Source organism: Mesorhizobium sp. 128a, assembly GCF_053848025.1.
This window is the reverse complement of the sequence record NZ_JBSPKY010000004.1, coordinates 330,692-347,763: the sequence shown is the minus strand read 5'-3', so window position 1 is coordinate 347,763 and position 17,072 is coordinate 330,692. Positions and strand designations below refer to the sequence as shown.

Below are 17,072 nucleotides of genomic sequence, written 5' to 3'. Positions count from 1 at the left end.
GTCTGCCTAGATTTCAGCCGCGCGGGCTTTCGTCAAGCCGCCCTTCGGTCAAGTATTCGTCGATCCGTCGGAATCGCCATTCCTGCGCGCCAGTCGCGCGAATACAGTCGATGTGCGCAGCAGCGCCGTGAAGCGGCTGCGCTTGCCCGCCGGCACGCTGCCACGCACCTGCATGCGGTAGAGAATGACGGCGATGAGGATGGCATAGACCGTCGCGCTGAATACAAACAGGGCGCCCGGTCCGAAATACTGCATCACCGTCGACGCCGCGAAGGGGCCGCCAATGGCGCCGAAGGAATAGAACAGCATCAAAGCAGCGTTGATCAGCACGAACTCCCCCTTGTCGGCGCGGTCGTTGGAATGCGCCGCCGACAGCGAATAGAGCGGCATGGCGAAGCTGCCGAAGATGAAGACGATGATCAAATTGAGGGTCGGATTGGCCCCGGCGACGAACGCTAGCGCCAGCGCCGCCAGCATTGCGCCGCAGGTCGTGGCCAAAAGCACCGCCCGCCGGTCCCAGCGGTCGGAAAGAGAGCCGAGCGGGTACTGGATCAGCGCGCCACCAAAGATGCCGACGCTGACGAAGGTGACGACATCGGCCACCGACATGCCGATCTGCTCGGCATAGACCGGCGACAGCGTGCGGAAGGCGCTGTTGGTGACGCCGACGCAGATGCAGCCGAAGCAGCCGAGCGGGGAGATTCGCCAGACGCGCGCGAGGTCGAGCTTGACGTCTTCCGGCGGCGTCGGGTTGGAGCGGTCGCCAAGCGACACCGGCACCAGTGACAGCGTGATCATCATCGACATGATGGCGAAGATGGCAAAGCCGCCGGGGCCGAAGATCGGGATCAGGAACTGCGCGCCGGTCACCGAGCCGATATCGACCATGCGGTAGATGGCGAGTACCCGCGCGCGATCCTTGTTTTCGACGCCGGAATTCAGCCAGGCTTCCATGACGGTGAACAGGCCGGCGAAGCAGAAGCCGCCGGCAAAGCGCACCGCGCACCACATCACCGGATCTATCACCAGCACCAGCAGCAGCGTGCCGGCCGAGGCGGTCGCGGCGAGCGCCGAAAACGTCCTGACATGGCCGACCGCCTTGAGGATGCGGGTGACGGCGAGGCAGCCGAGCAGGAAACCGGCGAAATAGAACGTGCCCATCAGGCCGATGTCGGAGGCGGAAAATCCTTCCTGCGCGCCACGCAGCGCGATCAGCGTGCCCTGCAACCCATTGCCCCCAAGCAGGATGCCGGCGGCGATGAGGAGGGGGGTCAGCGGGCGGATCGAGGACATGCGGAACCGATGCTTAGAGCATGATCCCGAAAAGTGGGAACCGGTTTTCGGAAAAGATCATGCTTCGACAAAGAGCTGGATGAGTATGACGATTCAACGAAAACTCATCTAGGTGGCTCCGCAGTTCTGAACCATCAGTGCGGCCATTGCCAGCGGCTTATCCGGCCGCCAACAGGTGTGTGGCCTTCAGGTGCGGCCGTTCAAGCTTCGTGAGCCCTCGCCAACGCTTCGCCAGCCGCCGGCGCGATAGGGCTGCCCTTCGCCACCTTTCGGCCGAGCGAGCCGGCGGTCAGCAGGCTGAGGACGATAAACGGGATGCCGATGCCGAAGGCCGAGCGGATACCCCAATGGTCGGAGACGAAGCCGAGCAGCGGCGGGCCGAGCAGGAAGGCGACAAAGGAGATCTGCGACAACGCCGCGACATTGATTGCCGCGGAGCGGTCCGTCCGCTGGGCGGCCGCCGAGATCGCCAGCGGAAAGATCGCACTGCTGCCGATGCCCAGCAGGGCAAAGCCCAGCATCGATACGAGCGGGGCAGGCGAGAAGAAGACGAGCAGCACGCCTGCCGCCATCGTCGCCAGCAGCACCCGCGCCACGCCGCTCGGCGAGTGGCGTTCGACAAAGCTGTCGGCGAAGAAGCGCGTGCTCGCTTGCGAGAATGCAAACAGCGCCACCGTGAGGCCGGCGACGAACGGGCCTGCATCGAACACGGTGCGCATATAGATCGCCGACCAGTCGATGCTGGCGCCTTCCATCAGCATTGCCGACAGTGTCACTGCGACGAGGACGAGGATCGGCAGCGTCGGCCGCGCCAGCCTTGGCGCCGTCTCGTCATTGCCGGCGAAGCGGCTCGGCGCCGGTTCGTAACCGCCGAGAAACAGCGCTATTCCAATCGCCACCATCGGTACGACGATCGCCAGGTGCAGTTGCGGCGATATGCCGAGATGCGCAAGTGCCGCGCCGAACAGGCCGGCGCCGAAAAAGCCGATGCTCCAGAACGAATGCGCGCGGTTCATGATCCGACGCTTGAGCAGGAATTCGGTCCTGTCAGCTTCGACGTTGAGGATGATCTCGACGCTGCCGATCATCAGGCCGACCGGAATCAGCATCAGGAACAGCGCGAGCGGCCCAGGCGCATGCGCGGCAAGGGCATAGGCTATCGACAAAAGCGGGACCAGCCCGAGCAATGCACGGCGGAAGCCGACGCGCTCCAGGATCGGCGCCGCCAGCGTCAGCGCGGTCAAGGTGCCGATCGGCGTTCCGATCAGGCTGAGCCCGAGCGTGCCGTCCTCGATGCCCATGGCATGCTTGATGTCGGGCAGCCGCGGAAAGATGTTGCCCATGCCGAACGAGTAGATCGCAAAACCGGCATAGACCCGGTGTTGCGGAGCGAGGCGGAGGCCGAAGGTCATGACGATGCTTTCAAGACAGGGGAGCCGGCGGTTTGCCACAGGCTGGATTTGCTCGACATCTTGCACAAACATGCAAATCATGCAAGAACGTGCATGAAGAAAACAGGATCATGCAATGCTGACCGATGAGCGGCATCAAATCATCCGCGATCGCCTGGCCGTCGAGGGAAGGGTGCTGGCCGGCGAACTGGCAAGCCGTTTCGGCGTTTCGGAAGACACGGTTCGCCGCGACCTCAGGGAACTCGCCAAGGCCGGGCAATGCCGCCGCGTCTATGGCGGCGCGGTTGCAGCCGCACCGTTCGCCGCTACGCCTGTCGGCCTGCGGGCCGGCCATGCGGTCGAAGAAAAGACGCGGCTTGCCCGCGCGACCGTGGCATTGCTTTCGCGCGGACAGACCCTGTTCATCGACAGCGGCTCGACCAACGCCGCGATCGCCAGGGCCATCCCGCGCGACCTCGATCTGACGGTCGCCACCAATTCGCTCGAGGTTGCCTCAGTCCTGTCGAACCACGCTTTGATCGAGCTGATTGTGCTCGGGGGGCGGTTCGACCGTCACCTCGGCGCCTGCGTCGGCGCCGACACGCTTGCCGCCGTCGCGCAGCTTGGCGCGGACCTGTTTGTTCTGGGATCCTGTGGTCTCGATGCCTCGCGCGGTGTGACGGCCTTCGATTCGGCTGAGGCCGAGGTGAAGCGGGCCATGGCCAAGAACAGCGCAGGCATCGTCATCGCTGTCACCAATGACAAGCTGGCCACCGCCGCACCCTACCGGGTCGCCCGGCCAGAGGCGATCCGCCACCTTGTGGTCGACAAGACCGCGCCGGCCGCGATCCTCGCCGATTTCGAACGCCAGGGCGCCGAAATCAACTTTGCTTGAACAAGCGGCCTGCGCCCGATCACCCGGCTCGCCTTGACAAATCCGGCCTCCCATGCGCTTTTCGCGCAAATTTTGAGGCTGGATACTTCGGCCTGCAACCCAAATCCCGGACTTTACCCATGACAATGCATCGTTACCGCAGCCACACCTGTGCCCAGTTGAGAAAGAGCGACGTCGGCTCTTCCGTTCGCCTGTCGGGCTGGGTGCATCGCGTGCGCGACCATGGCGGCCTGCTGTTCATCGATTTGCGCGACCATTACGGCCTGACCCAGATTGTTGCCGATCCGGACTCGCCCGCCTTCAAGGTCGCCGAGACGCTGCGTGGCGAATGGGTGGTCCGCGTCGACGGGGAGGTCAAGGCGCGCCTGCCGGACACCATCAACGCCAATTTGCCGACCGGCGAGATCGAGATTTTTGCCCGCGAGATCGAGGTGCTGTCGGCGGCTAAGGAATTGCCGCTGCCGGTGTTCGGCGAGCCGGACTATCCCGAGGACATCCGCCTGAAGTACCGCTTCCTCGACCTGCGCCGTGAGACGCTGCACCGGAACATCGTGGCGCGCACCAAGATCATCGCTGAGATGCGCAAGCGCATGACCGATGTCGGCTTCACGGAATTCTCGACGCCGATCCTGACCGCCTCGTCGCCGGAAGGCGCGCGCGACTTCTTGGTGCCGTCGCGCATCCATCCCGGCACCTTCTACGCGTTGCCGCAGGCGCCGCAGCAGTACAAGCAGCTGATCATGGTCTCCGGCTTCGACCGCTATTTCCAGATCGCGCCCTGCTTCCGCGACGAGGATCCGCGCGCCGACCGTCTGCCCGGCGAATTCTACCAGCTCGACCTCGAAATGAGCTTCGTCGAGCAGGACGACGTGCTGTCGACCATGGAACCGGTGATGCGCGGCGTATTCGAGACCTTCGCCAACGGCAAGCCGGTGACGCAGAAATTCCAGCGCATTCCCTATGATGTGGCAATGCGCAAATACGGCTCCGACAAGCCGGACCTGCGCAACCCGATCGAGATGCAGGCCGTCTCCGATCATTTCCGCGATTCCGGCTTCAAGGTGTTCGCCAACATCCTGGCCAACGATCCGAAGGCCGAAGTGTGGGGCATTCCGGCAAAGACCGGCGGCAGCCGCGCCTTTTGCGACCGGATGAACTCGTGGGCGCAAGGCGAGGGCCAGCCGGGCCTGGGCTACATCTTCTGGCGCAAGGAAGGCGACAAGCTTGAAGGCGCCGGTCCGCTGGCCAAGAACATTGGCGAGGAACGCACCGAGGCGATCCGTCAGCAGCTCGGCCTTGCCGATGGCGACGCCGCCTTCTTCGTCGCCGGCGATCCGAAGAAATTCGTCGCCTTCGCCGGTGCCGCGCGCACCCGCGCCGGCGAGGAACTGAACCTTGTCGACCGCGACCGTTTTGAGCTGTGCTGGATCGTCGACTTCCCGTTCTTCGAATGGAACGAGGAGGAGAAGAAGATCGATTTTGCCCACAACCCGTTCTCGATGCCGCAGGGCGGTATCGAGGCGCTGGGTGGCGAGGATCTGCTCGGCATCAAGGCCTTCCAGTACGACATGGTCTGCAACGGCTTCGAGATCGCCTCGGGCGGTATCCGCAACCATCTGCCGGAAACCATGGTCAAGGCGTTCGAGATGGTCGGGCTTGACCGCGCCACGGTCGAAGGGCGCTTCGGCGGCCTCTACCGCGCCTTCCAGTATGGCGCCCCGCCGCATGGCGGCATGGCGGCCGGCGTCGACCGTGTCGTCATGCTTCTGGTCGGCGCCAAGAACCTGCGCGAGATCACCATGTTCCCGATGAACCAGCAGGCATACGACCTGTTGATGAACGCGCCTTCGGAAGCCACGCCGCAGCAGCTGCGCGAGCTCTCGTTGCGCGTCGCGGTAGTGAAGAAAGACGCCTGATCGCGAAGTCCCGGCGGTGCTTTAACAAACCGCCCGAACCGATTCTTCTCATTCAACAACCCAACAAAAAAGCCCGGCATTTTTCGCTGCCGGGCTTTTGCTTTTCGAGCTTTCGCTTCGATCAGTCTTCGTTGGCCGTGACGTGGACGCCGAGCGTCTTCGGCAGGTCGAGCGGGTTGGACATCGCACCCGCCATGATCAGCGCGAACGGCACCGCTGCCGGCGGCTCGGCGGAAATCTCGAGGCTCTTCGGATCGTCGAGGTACTTGCTCACCGCTGCCGTCACTTCGGCCGTCAGTTCCGGATTGTTGAGCTGCGCCATGCCGAACGGCACGATCGCCTTGGCCTGGTTGGCGATGTCCTTGCCCGACATGCCTTGCTGCTTGCCGACATAGTCCAGCACCTTGCCGGTCAGCGAATCGTCGTCGAAGCGGACCGAGGCGCTGTTGAAGGAAAGCTGCTGCAACAGGCCGAGCATGGCCATGCCTTGCGCCGAATTGTCGGCGCCTTCGGGCTGCGCCGCCAGCTTCTTCTGCATCTCCTGCATCGACTTGACGAAGTCGACCGTGTAGCCGCCCAGGCCGAAGGTCATGCCGAGCGTGCCGGCATTCTCGACCGAGATGTCGTATTTCGACAGGTCCATCTTGCCGTCGCTCGGCTGCCAGGTGCCGCCGATTTCGACGTTGCCCGATATGTTCTGGTAGCCGAGGGCCTCGATGGCTTCCTTGGACTTCGCATCGTCGACCAAGGTCAGGTCGGCGTTGAACTTTTCCGTCGTGGCGGAAAATTCCATCGCCTTGCCGTCGGCCGGAGGCGTGATCTGGACAGCAACGCCGTCTACCGAGAAGGCGGTCTTGTCGGCAACCTTGACCGTCAGGTTTTCGAGTTCGGCCGACTTGTAGATCATCATCGAGCCGAGCGGGCCCGTAGCGCCCTCGGCCGGGATGTTGGCGTCATGAATGACGAAGGGGGTGAGGTTGAGCGTGACGCCGTCCTTGCTGTGCTCGAACGCGGACGTCGAGATGGTCGCGATATCGAAGCCGCCATTGGCCTCGGTCACGCCTTCAAGCTTGATGTCGCCGATCGGCAGCGCTTCCTTTTCGGCCGCCGGCTTCACCGACACGCCCTGCAGCACCATGCTGGTATTGTCGCCGGTAACGCCGGTCCAGGTGATATCGACGCCCTGGACCGCAAGTGCGGCCTTCAGCCGGTCGGCAACCGCAGTGTCCTGCGCAAAGGCGGCATTCAGCGGCAACGTCAGCAAAAATGTCGAAAAAGCGAGTGTCTTGAGTGTTGAGCGTTGGATTGTCATCGCGAGTTCCCTGAGAGAGTCCTGAAAAGTGTTTTCTTGAGTTCTACGCCATCACCATTCCGTGACGAACTGGACCGGAAAAAGGCACTTTCCCGCAGATTTGTCGAAAATCACGGCGAAAGGCAAATCGGAGCGGGAGCCTTCGCTCGATGCGGTGAATAGGTCATGAAGGTCGGGCTCCCCTGCGTACCGTAACCTGCCTTAGAGTGGGCGTGTAACAGATTGATGTTGGTTGGCAACAGCACTGCTACCGGTGCTGTTGCACAGGGCGGCACGTTGGAACATGAAGTCCGTCACATCCATCGCCGGATCCTGGGCCTGCTTCGCAGCCCAAGGCCGCAAATTGCGGATTTCCGCAGGCCCGCCTTGCCGCGAATCACCCGCTCGGCTAGTCCACCCGCATGGGAAAAAGGCTTTTGCCGCCTGAAAATGGCGGCGGTGACCACATCGAACCGGTCGATCTGAAGAAGGCGCTGGAAGAGCGCTATCTGGCTTATGCGCTGTCGACCATCATGCACCGGGCGCTGCCGGATGTGCGCGACGGGCTGAAGCCCGTGCATCGCCGCATCATGCACGCCATGCGGCTGCTCAGGCTCAACCCCGACCAGGGCTTTGCCAAATGCGCACGCATTGTCGGCGACGTGATGGGCAAGTTCCATCCGCACGGCGACCAGTCGATCTACGACGCGCTAGTGCGCCTGGCGCAGGATTTCTCCATGCGCTATCCGCTGGTCGACGGGCAGGGCAATTTCGGCAATATCGACGGCGATAACGCCGCGGCCATGCGCTATACCGAAGCGCGCATGACCGAGGTGGCGAGCGATCTGCTTGCCGGCATCACCGAGGATGCCGTCGATTACCGACCGACCTACAATGAGGAAGACGAGGAGCCCGTGGTGCTCCCCGGCGCCTTCCCGAATCTGCTCGCCAACGGCTCTTCCGGCATTGCGGTCGGCATGGCGACGTCCATCCCGCCGCACAACGCCGCCGAGCTTTGCGATGCGGCCCTGCATCTGATCGAGCAACCGGACGCACCGGTGGCAAAGTTGATGGAGTTCGTCCAGGGACCGGATTTCCCAACCGGCGGCATCATCGTCGACAGCCGCGCTTCCATCCTGGAGGCCTATGAGACCGGCCGCGGCGGGTTTCGCGTGCGCGCCAAGTGGGGCCAGGAGGACCAGGGCAGGGGCACCTGGAGCATCGTCGTCACCGAAATTCCTTACGGCATCCAGAAGGCCAGGCTGATCGAAAAGATCGCCGAGCTGCTGATCGCCCGCAAATTGCCGCTGCTCGAGGATATCAGGGACGAAAGCGCCGAGGACGTCCGCATTGTGCTCGTGCCGAAGAGCCGCACCGTGGATCCCGGCATTCTGATGGAATCGCTGTTCAAGCTGACCGAGCTCGAAAGCCGATTCCCCCTCAACATGAACGTGCTGTCGCGTGGCAAGGTGCCTAACGTCCTTTCGCTGAAGGGCGTGCTGAAAGAGTGGCTCGACCATCGGCGCGATGTGCTGATCCGCCGCTCGAAGCATCGGCTTGGCGAGATAGAGAAGCGGCTGGAAATCCTTGCCGGTTACCTGATCGCCTATGTCAACATCGACGAGGTCATCAGGATCATCCGCGAGGAGGATGAGCCCAAGCAGGTGATGATGGCCCGCTGGTCGCTCACCGACACCCAGGCCGAAGCGATCCTCAACATGCGGCTGCGTGCCTTGCGCAAGCTGGAAGAGTTCGAAATCCGCAAGGAATTCGACGGTCTCACCACCGAAAAGAAGCAGATCGAGGCATTGCTCGCATCCGACGCCAAGCAATGGTCGACGATCAAGTGGGAAGTCACGCAGGTTCGCGACAAGTTCGGCCCCGACACCGAGCTCGGCAAGCGCCGAACCCAGTTCGCCGACGCGCCGGAGCATGACCTGACCGACATTGCGCACGCCATGATCGAGCGCGAGCCGGTCACCGTGGTGGTCTCGGAGAAGGGCTGGCTGCGGGCCATGAAAGGCCATCTGGCCGACCATTCCACGCTGACCTTCAAGGAGGGCGACAGCCTCAAGCTTGCCTTCCACGCCCAGACCACCGACAAGATCCTGGTCTTCACCACCGGCGGCAAGTTCTACACCATCGGCGCCGACCGGCTGCCGGGCGGGCGTGGCCATGGCGAACCGATCCGCATCATCGTCGATATGGACAATGATCAGGACATCGTCACCGCTTTCGTTCATGACCCGAAGCGCAAGCTGCTGCTTGTTTCCTACGACGCCAACGGCTTCATCGTGCCGGAGGAAGAGGTCGTCGCCAACACCCGCAAGGGCAAGCAGGTGATGAACGTCAAGGCGCCCGACGAGGCCAAGGCCTGCGTCCCGGTTTCCGGCGATCACCTCGCCATCGTCGGCGAGAACCGCAAGATGCTGGTGTTCGCGCTGTCCGAAATCCCCGAAATGGGCCGCGGCAAGGGCGTTCGCCTGCAGAAATACAAGGATGGCGGTCTGCTCGACCTCAAGCCTTTCACGCTGGAGAGCGGCCTGTCCTGGCAGGATTCGGCCGACCGTACGTTTATCAGGTCGCGCGAGGAACTGGCCGAATGGATCGGCGCCAGGGCCTCGGCCGGGCGGATGGTGCCGAAGGGATTCCCGCGGACGGGGAAGTTTGGGTAGGTAATCTCCCCCCTCGCATTCTTGGGTCTTCCGGGCGAGCGCCACGCCGGCGATCCTTCGCCCCCCCTCTGTCCTGCCGGACATCTCCCCCACGAGGGGGCAATTGGCAGCTTCCACCACGCATTTGGACTATCGTCACGATTGCGGCACTATAACAGTGCATAAGCGCTTGGTAGGCCGGGGAGTGATGGGCGTTTGAAGGAAGCGAAGATCCAGAAGCCGGAACGTCAGCAACGCCTCTTCGGCCTGTCGACGCCGCTGCGAGCCGCCGTCATTCCACCGCTGTCGGCGGCGCGCTGGCTGTTGGTGCTGATCGTCGCCGCCGGCGTCTATTTCTTCCACGGCTTTCTGTTTCCGGTGCTCGCGGCGCTGGTCATCGCCTTCGCCAGCTGGCCACTTTATCGCAGGCTGCTTGCCGGCGTCGGCGGCAACCGCACCATCGCCGCGACTTTTGCCATCCTGTTCATCCTCACCTTCCTGGTCGTGCCGATCGCGCTTGCCGGCACCTATGCCATCAACGAGGTCCGCGAATGGGTTGGTTGGGCGATCGAGACCAACCGGCATGGCGCAGTCACACCGCACTGGATCGCCACGCTGCCCGTCGTTGGCGAGTGGCTGAACGAACAATGGACGGACAATTTCGGCCATCCCGGCGGCATTGGCGAACTGATCCAGCTGGTCAGCGGCGCCAATATAGGCAGCATCTATCGCGGCGTGCTGGCTGCCGGCGGCAGCGCCTTCGGCCTCTTGCTGACACTGCTGTTCATGATGATCGCGCTGTTCTTCGCCTATCGCGACGGCGAGCAGTTCGCCGGCCAGATCGATCGGCTCGGTGAACGCATCCTGCCGGCACGCTGGGAGCGGATTTCGCGCGTCGTGCCGGCGACCATCTCGTCCACCGTCACCGGCATGACTGTGATCGCCATCGGCGAGGGGCTGGTGCTGGGCGTCGCCTACTGGCTGGCCGGCGTGCCGTCGCCGGTGACGCTGGGCGCGCTCACCGGCGTCATGGCGCTTATCCCCGGCGGCGCGCCGCTGTCCTTTACCCTGGTGTCGATCTATCTTGCCGCCAGCGGCTCACCAATGGCCGGACTGGCGCTGTTCATCTGGGGTGCGGTGGAACTGTTCATCGTCGACAAGACCCTGCGTCCGAAACTGGTCGGCGGACCGATCAAACTGCCCTTCTTGCCGACCTTTTTCGGCCTGATCGGTGGGGTCAAGACGATGGGCTTTCTCGGCCTGTTCATCGGCCCTGTTCTGATGGCGCTGCTGGTCGCGATCTGGCGCGAATGGTTGCGCGAGGTGGAACTGGCCGAGGAAATCCCGCCGGGCTCGTCGGTCGAAATCGAAGCCGATCCACAGATCGAGGTTCTGCCTGCCCCCGGTGCGGCGAAGAAAGCCAGCGCCTGATCCGCAGTCCGGGTCGCCTTAGGGGACATCGAGATTCAGATCATTCCAGCCAAAAAAGTACCAGCCGAGCACCCACACTGCTGAGGCGCATAGTGTCACCGAAATCGGCAGCACGAGGAAAACGATCCAAAAGAATCCGTCCAACGTGTCTCGCATTTGAAAGTGTGTATACTGCAATATCAGCGCCGCTATCGCGCCGATCGTGGCCGCGAACGAAGTCAGCGCCAGGACGACAAACCACGCTACGGAGAGCCCGTCCATGGGGCGGGAGAAGATCGCTGGGCCAGTAAAGCAAAGCGCTAGCCAAACAACTACGAAAATCATTGCCGCGATGCGCTTCATTGGATTACCGGCCCAATTAGATTTGGGCTTATCCTGAAGGATAGCTGTTACTAGCGGACTAACGCGACGACAGGATTACGTCTGTCAGCGCTTTTGGAGCCTGCCTTGCTCGTCGCGGCATTCTAAGCCGGATGAACGACGGCGAGCGCTGCCCGGCGCTTGCGCCCCTCATGCAACTGCCACAGCGAATGCGCGACCAGTGTGACGATCAGGATCGCGCCGCCGATCAGGCTGTTGCGCGATGGTGTCTCGGCGAAGATCATCCACACCCAGACCGGCGCCAGCACTGTTTCCAGGAGATAGAACATCGCCACTTCCGGACCTGAGATGTATTTCGGCCCGTTGGCGAGGCAGAAGAAGGCGATCGGCATGATGATGGCGCCGTTGAAGAGGATCCATCCCGGCGCATCGACGTGAAAGCCTGTCTTTGCGACCATGAAGGCCGCCAGCGCAAACGGCGGGACGACGCCGATTAGCGCGGTGAAACCCATATCCTTGCCGCTGGCGCGCGAGATGGTGATGGCGCAGGCGATCGCCAAGGCTGAACACAGTGCCATCACATCGCCGAACAGATGTCCGGTGCCGACGGAATCGCCAACGATGATGCCGACGCCAACGATCATCACCGCCATGGCCGCAAGCGTCAGCGGCCGTGGCCGCTCCTTCAGGAACAGCCACGACAGCAGCGCTGAGAACATGGTGGTGAAGGCCAGGATGAAAACCAGATTGGCGGTCGAGGTGTTGTAGACACCGGTGATGAAGGCGATTGCGCCGAGCCCGTAGATGGCGGCAACGATCAGCCCCGACCAGCCCGGTATCAGCTGTGGCGCATTCTTGCCGAACAAGCGCCAGACCGCCCAGAGGATCATTGCCGTGACGAAGGTGGCGCCGGTGCGCAGCAGCAGTATCGTCCAGGCTTCGCCATGGGCGAGCCGGATCAGCGGAATGTCGACGGTCAGCGTCAGGCCGCCAAGCGCGGTGAGCAGAAGTCCTTTGGTGTGAGCGTTGTGAGACGACATGAAGCGGCTTTCGCAATGAATTCGGGAGAGGATGCCCCGCCTGCACAATCGCGCACTCTCCGCCGTCAGGCGGAATGACCAGCATCTTCTGCGTTGAAACTATTAGGCCCGGACTTGGACCCGGATTTGGGGAAAAAGAAAAATCAGCGCGTGACCGCTTCGTGGTCGTAGCGTTCCCAGCCCTTCGGGCCGAGGTGCTCCTGCGGCATGAAGCGCATCTTATAGTTCATCTTACGCGAGCCGTTGACCCAGTAGCCGAGATAGACGTGCGGCAGGCCCATGGCCCTGGCGCGGGCGATATGGTCGAGGATCATGAAGGTGCCGAGCGAGCGGTCCTCGAACTCGGGATTGAAGTAGGAATAGACCATCGACAGGCCGTCGGCCATCTTGTCGGTCAGCGCCACGGCGATCAGCTCGCCCTGGCCCTTGCCGGTGATGAAAGTGTCGGGGCCGCGCTTACGGTACTCGATGACTTTGGTGTCGACATGGGTGTCCTCGACCATCATGGCGTAGTCGAGCACCGTCATGTCGGACATGCCGCCGCGGCGGTGGCGGGCGTCGAGATAGCCGCGGAACAGCGAATACTGCTCGGTCGACGGCTGTGCGTCGTGCATGGCGCCGATGAGATCGGAATTGCGCTGGATCACCCGCTTCATGTTGCGGCTGGCGGTGAATTCCTGCGCCAGGATGCGCACAGAGACGCAGGCGCGGCAGGTCTCGCAGGCCGGCCGGTAGGCGATGTTCTGTGAGCGCCGGAAGCCGCCTTGCGTCAACAGGTCGTTCATCTCCGGCGCCTTGTCGCCGACCAGATGCGTAAACACCTTGCGCTCGAACTGGCCCTCAAGATACGGGCACGGCGATGGCGCGGTCAGGAAGAACTGCGGCGACTGGGTCGGATGCTGCGTCATCGAACCTTGGAAACACTCCTGCGAGTCGCTCTACCTTTGGCCTCGCCGGCGAAAAATTCAACAGGATTGTGAAGGCATGTGTGAAAGGACGCCTTCAATTTGTGCGCCGATGGTGGTCGGGAGGAGCCGAAAGCCGGTTCAACGGTCGCTGCGGCTGACAACCGTGCCAAGCAGCAGGTCGTGCAGCGTGCGCTTGCGGTCGGAAAACAGCGTCACCAGAAGAATGAGCGGCGTCAGGATGACAGTGCTCGCCCAGAACAGCACTGAATGGACAACAGCGGTGAGCCCGTCGATACGGCTGCCGTCGAGGCGATCGAGCCGAATGCCCATCATCCTCATACCAGATGTGGCCTGGTTGCGGCCGCCCAGCGTGTTCCAGATGTAGAGAATGGCGACCGCCGGCACGAGGATGGAATACAGCGCCCAGCCAAGACCGAATGTCAAAAGGCCAAGCACGGCCACCAGGATCGCGAACGGAATGGTGAGTAGCGCCACGATGCAATAGTCGATGATGAAGGCGAGGATGCGCCGCGCGCGCACACCGTCATACGCCCTGACGTCGTCGAGCCTGCTGGTGATGATTTCGCCGTCAAGTACGCGCGCGTTCATGTCATGTCCTCGTAACAGGCGCCGCGCTAGGGTGCGCGGCCGCCGCCACCTGAAATGGTGAAGGCCGCAGGCGGAATCAAGATCGCGCCGGGAATGCGGTCATCGGCGTCGTGACAGGCGCTGCGAACCGGTTGAATTTACCCTAGGGATGGCGTTAGCTTGCTGCGGCGCAACAAGACGCCGAGGGGACGGGGAAATATGGATTACGACATGCTGGTCATCGGCAGCGGCCCTTCCGGCCGCCGCGCCGCGGTGCAATCGGCCAAGCTCGGCAAATCGGTGCTGGTGGTCGACAGGGGCCGGCGCCTCGGCGGCGTCTCGGTGCACACCGGCACCATCCCGTCGAAGACGCTGCGCGAGACGGTGCTCAACCTCTCCGGCTGGCGCGAGCGCGGCTTTTACGGCCGCGGCTACCGGGTCAAGCAAGACATCTCCATCGCCGACCTGGTCGAGCGCCTGCACAAGACGCTCGACCACGAGGTCGAGGTTCTGCAGCACCAGTTCATGCGCAACGCGGTCAAGAGCGCACGCGCCATGGCGAAATTCGTTGGCCCCAACAAGGTCAGCCTGACGGCCGACAATGGCGACTACTCGGAGGTCGGCTTCGCCAATGCGCTTATTGCGGTCGGCACCAGGCCGCACCGGCCGCGCGACGTTCCTTTCGACAAGATCCGCGTCTTCGACAGTGACGAGATGCTGGAGCTCGACCATCTGCCGCGCACGCTGACGGTGATCGGCGCCGGCGTCATCGGCGTCGAATATGCGACCATCTTTTCGGCCCTCGACGTGCCGGTGACGCTGGTCGAGCCGCGCAACACCATCCTCGATTTCGTCGACCGCGAGATCGTCGATGACTTCATCCACCAGATGCGCGACCGCGGCATGACCATTCGCCTCGGCAGCACGGTCAAGGAAATCGTCTCAAAACCCGACTATGCCGAAGTGACGCTTGCCGATGGCCGCACCATCCGTTCCGAGATCGTGCTTTACGCCGCCGGCCGCAGCGGCAACCTCGGCAGCCTCGGCCTCGACGTGGTCGGCATCGAGGCCGACTCCAGGGGCCGCATCAAGGTCGATCCGCAAACCTTCCAGACCAGTGCACCCAACATCTATGCCACCGGCGACGTCATCGGTTTTCCCAGCCTTGCCTCGACCTCGATGGAGCAGGGCAGGGTGGCCGCCTGCCACGCCTTCGGCGTGCAACTGCCGCCACCGCCTGAAACCTTTCCCTATGGCATCTACGCCGTGCCGGAAATCTCCACCGTCGGCCAGTCGGAGGAACAGGTGCGCGAGAGCGGTGCAGCCTATGAGGTTGGCCTGGCGCGGTTCCGCGAAACCTCGCGTGGCCACATCATGGGCGTCAATTCGGGCTTCCTGAAGCTTTTGTTCTCGGTCGAAACGCGCCGCCTGCTCGGCGCTCACATCGTCGGCGAGGGCGCCACCGAACTCATCCATATCGGCCAGGCGGTGATCAATCTCGGCGGCACGGTCGACTTCTTCGTCAACAACACCTTCAACTATCCGACGCTGGCTGAAGCCTACAAGATCGCCGGGCTCGATGCCTGGAACCGTATGGGGCAGGGGTAGGCACTGGCGCTAGCCTTCCATCTGGGCAAGCAGCGACAGCATGACCTCGGCTGAAGGCATCGGCAGCACCGCCTCGATTTCGGCCGGCCGCACGCCGGCGATCGCCACATCGGCTCCAGCGGCGACGGTGCCCAGCGGCCCGCGGAACCCGTGCTTGGACCAGGCAAGTTCCTGCAGCTTCGGGCTGGTCAGTGCGTCGAGCAGCGGATCGACGGCCGGATCGATGACGATCATGGGGTGCGCCGAATAGACGGTCGGGCGGGGATAGAGGATTTCCGGCTTGGCTCCGGTTCCGGCCTGCACCCTTTGCCAGCGCGCCGTATCGGCAAGCGCCCATTCCACCAGTTGGTTCTCATAGCCGACCGCCATCGGCTCGGCGCCGAGCCCGCCGGCGATATACTGGTCGAACAGTTTGCCTGACGAGGACGATTTCAGCCCCATGCTGCGGAAGATCGCCCTGGCCTGCTCGCCATGCTGGGCCAGCAGTTCCTGCGTCGCGACGTCGCCGCTCATCAGGCTGAGTACCAGGCCGGCGAACATGAAGCCGGAGTTGGAGCGGTTGGGGTCGGTGGAAACGATGCGGGCACGGCCGTAAAGCTCATCGATGCCGAGATCCGCCCAGCTCTTGCCCGCCAGTATGGCGTCGAGCAGCGCCTTGAGATCGAGCTGGTTGTAGCCGCCCTTGGCCGCGACCGTGACCAGCCCGCTCTTCTTCAGGCCTTCGACCACCGGCCCCCAGGTGTAGACGACGATGGGCGAGTTGAGCACCACCTGGTCGTTGCGGATCGACACGCCGTTCTTGCGGGCGAGGTCGACCATGATCGAGGAGGACGGCCACAGGAATTGCGGCTTTTGCGTCAGCAGCGCCGGCTCGCGCACCATCTCGACCGAACCGGCCACACGCGCATCGAGTTCGAGGCCGTAGCCTCCAAGCGCGCTGACCACGTCCGGGTCGGCAAGAAAAGCCTGCTTCTCGCCCCCGATGAAGCCGAACAGATGCGCGCGGTTGCCGAGATAGCCGCGGAACTCGGGACGGTCCTTCAGGGTCAGATAGCCGCCGGTGCCGGCAGCGGCGGCACCCAGCAATCCCAGTCCGAAAGCGCGTCGCGAAATGGCCATCAGCGACCGATATCCTCTTTCAGCGACTCCTGAATGAGTCGCAAGTCCACGTCGAGCGTGCCGAGTTCGCTATCGGCCAGGCTGTCGGCATAATGCACGAAAGCGTCCTGAAGCTTGGTGATGACCGCGCCGACATTTGCAAGCCGCGCCTGGCTCGGCGCGCGCCGGTTCGCCAGCGTCGCATAACCGTCGGCCACTTCCGCCGCCTGCGGCACATAGTAGGTGAGAAACCGCCGCACGGAGGGCGCGGTTTCCGGTTTTGCCTCGACCTTGGCGATCACGTCGGCCGCAATGTCGGACAGGTTCTTCACCTTGGCCTTCATCTCCTTGTCCGAGATCGACGAGGCGGCCATGGCGAGCTGATCAGCCGCCGGTTGCGCCTGCGCCAGCAACTCGCGCGCGAACGCCACGCGGCTGCCGCTGATCGATCTGAGGTCGAGCCCTTCGAACAGCTGGCGCGGCGCCAGAACGAAGACCAGTCCGGCAAAGACCAAGCCGGCGATGATGGCCGAGACCAGGAATGGGAAATGGGTGAGAAAGCTCAAGGCGAGCAAAAGCGCCGCCGACACCGCGCCTGCGGCGATCCAGTTCCAGTCGTTGCCGAACAGCCCGCGCAT

General features: G+C 63.2%; 14 protein-coding genes. 5 read left to right on the top strand and 9 right to left on the bottom strand.

The features are described 5' to 3' along the window. Positions 1 to 48: 48 nt before the first annotated feature. Together ACWTU9_RS10485 and ACWTU9_RS10480 are read right to left on the bottom strand one after the other, a co-directional pair. Entirely contained in the window at positions 49 to 1,293 is a 1,245-nt protein-coding gene (locus tag ACWTU9_RS10485) for an MFS transporter (protein ID WP_455858215.1), read from the bottom strand. Between the two features lie 200 nt (positions 1,294 to 1,493). After that, positions 1,494 to 2,705: an MFS transporter gene (locus ACWTU9_RS10480; RefSeq protein ID WP_455858214.1), complete on the bottom strand. Its 1,212-nt coding sequence runs from the start codon at positions 2,703 to 2,705 to the stop codon at positions 1,494 to 1,496. Between the two features lie 115 nt (positions 2,706 to 2,820). Here ACWTU9_RS10480 and ACWTU9_RS10475 point away from each other — a divergent pair, with 115 nt between their 5' ends. Both ACWTU9_RS10475 and aspS read left to right on the top strand, forming a co-directional pair. Further along, positions 2,821 to 3,579, top strand: coding sequence for a DeoR/GlpR family DNA-binding transcription regulator (locus tag ACWTU9_RS10475; protein WP_455858213.1), 759 nt, complete (start codon positions 2,821 to 2,823; stop codon positions 3,577 to 3,579). 125 nt (positions 3,580 to 3,704) lie between these two features. Beyond that, positions 3,705 to 5,495 (top strand): aspartate--tRNA ligase, encoded by a 1,791-nt coding sequence (gene aspS, locus ACWTU9_RS10470; protein ID WP_455858283.1) that lies wholly within the window; start codon positions 3,705 to 3,707, stop codon positions 5,493 to 5,495. A 121-nt stretch (positions 5,496 to 5,616) separates the two neighbouring features. Here aspS and ACWTU9_RS10465 read toward each other — a convergent pair whose 3' ends face one another. After that, positions 5,617 to 6,807, bottom strand: a complete 1,191-nt coding sequence (locus ACWTU9_RS10465) for a hypothetical protein (protein ID WP_455858212.1) — start codon at positions 6,805 to 6,807, stop codon at positions 5,617 to 5,619. A gap of 401 nt (positions 6,808 to 7,208) precedes the next feature. On the opposite strand from ACWTU9_RS10465, the gene parC reads away from it, so the two are divergent. Beyond that, positions 7,209 to 9,461, top strand: coding sequence for a DNA topoisomerase IV subunit A (gene parC, locus ACWTU9_RS10460; protein WP_455858211.1), 2,253 nt, complete (start codon positions 7,209 to 7,211; stop codon positions 9,459 to 9,461). Positions 9,462 to 9,656: 195 nt separating this feature from the next. After that, complete coding sequence (locus ACWTU9_RS10455) at positions 9,657 to 10,871, top strand: AI-2E family transporter (protein WP_455858210.1); 1,215 nt, start codon at positions 9,657 to 9,659, stop codon at positions 10,869 to 10,871. A gap of 18 nt (positions 10,872 to 10,889) precedes the next feature. On the opposite strand, the gene ACWTU9_RS10450 is transcribed toward ACWTU9_RS10455, so the two are convergent. The 4 genes from ACWTU9_RS10450 to ACWTU9_RS10435 form a co-directional block, all read right to left on the bottom strand. Then, a complete protein-coding gene (locus ACWTU9_RS10450) occupies positions 10,890 to 11,213 on the bottom strand; it encodes a hypothetical protein (RefSeq protein ID WP_455858209.1) in 324 nt (107 codons plus the stop codon). Between the two features lie 122 nt (positions 11,214 to 11,335). After that, entirely contained in the window at positions 11,336 to 12,232 is an 897-nt protein-coding gene (locus ACWTU9_RS10445) for a DMT family transporter (RefSeq protein ID WP_455858208.1), read from the bottom strand. A 143-nt stretch (positions 12,233 to 12,375) separates the two neighbouring features. Beyond that, positions 12,376 to 13,140 carry an arginyltransferase gene (locus ACWTU9_RS10440; RefSeq protein ID WP_142869454.1) on the bottom strand — a complete coding sequence of 255 codons (765 nt, stop codon included), beginning with the start codon at positions 13,138 to 13,140 and terminating at the stop codon, positions 12,376 to 12,378. A gap of 138 nt (positions 13,141 to 13,278) precedes the next feature. Further along, positions 13,279 to 13,749, bottom strand: a complete 471-nt coding sequence (locus ACWTU9_RS10435; RefSeq protein ID WP_455858207.1) for an RDD family protein — start codon at positions 13,747 to 13,749, stop codon at positions 13,279 to 13,281. A gap of 198 nt (positions 13,750 to 13,947) precedes the next feature. Between ACWTU9_RS10435 and sthA the strand changes: the two genes are divergently transcribed. After that, positions 13,948 to 15,336, top strand: a complete 1,389-nt coding sequence (gene sthA / locus ACWTU9_RS10430) for a Si-specific NAD(P)(+) transhydrogenase (RefSeq protein WP_455858206.1) — start codon at positions 13,948 to 13,950, stop codon at positions 15,334 to 15,336. 9 nt (positions 15,337 to 15,345) lie between these two features. Here the strand turns inward: sthA and ACWTU9_RS10425 are convergent, their stop codons facing one another. Together ACWTU9_RS10425 and ACWTU9_RS10420 are read right to left on the bottom strand one after the other, a co-directional pair. Further along, positions 15,346 to 16,455: a hypothetical protein gene (locus ACWTU9_RS10425; RefSeq protein ID WP_455858205.1), complete on the bottom strand. Its 1,110-nt coding sequence runs from the start codon at positions 16,453 to 16,455 to the stop codon at positions 15,346 to 15,348. Beyond that, positions 16,455 to 17,072 (bottom strand): 5-bromo-4-chloroindolyl phosphate hydrolysis family protein, encoded by a 618-nt coding sequence (locus ACWTU9_RS10420; protein ID WP_454589346.1) that lies wholly within the window; start codon positions 17,070 to 17,072, stop codon positions 16,455 to 16,457. Before ACWTU9_RS10420 ends, ACWTU9_RS10425 begins: the two co-directional genes overlap by 1 nt.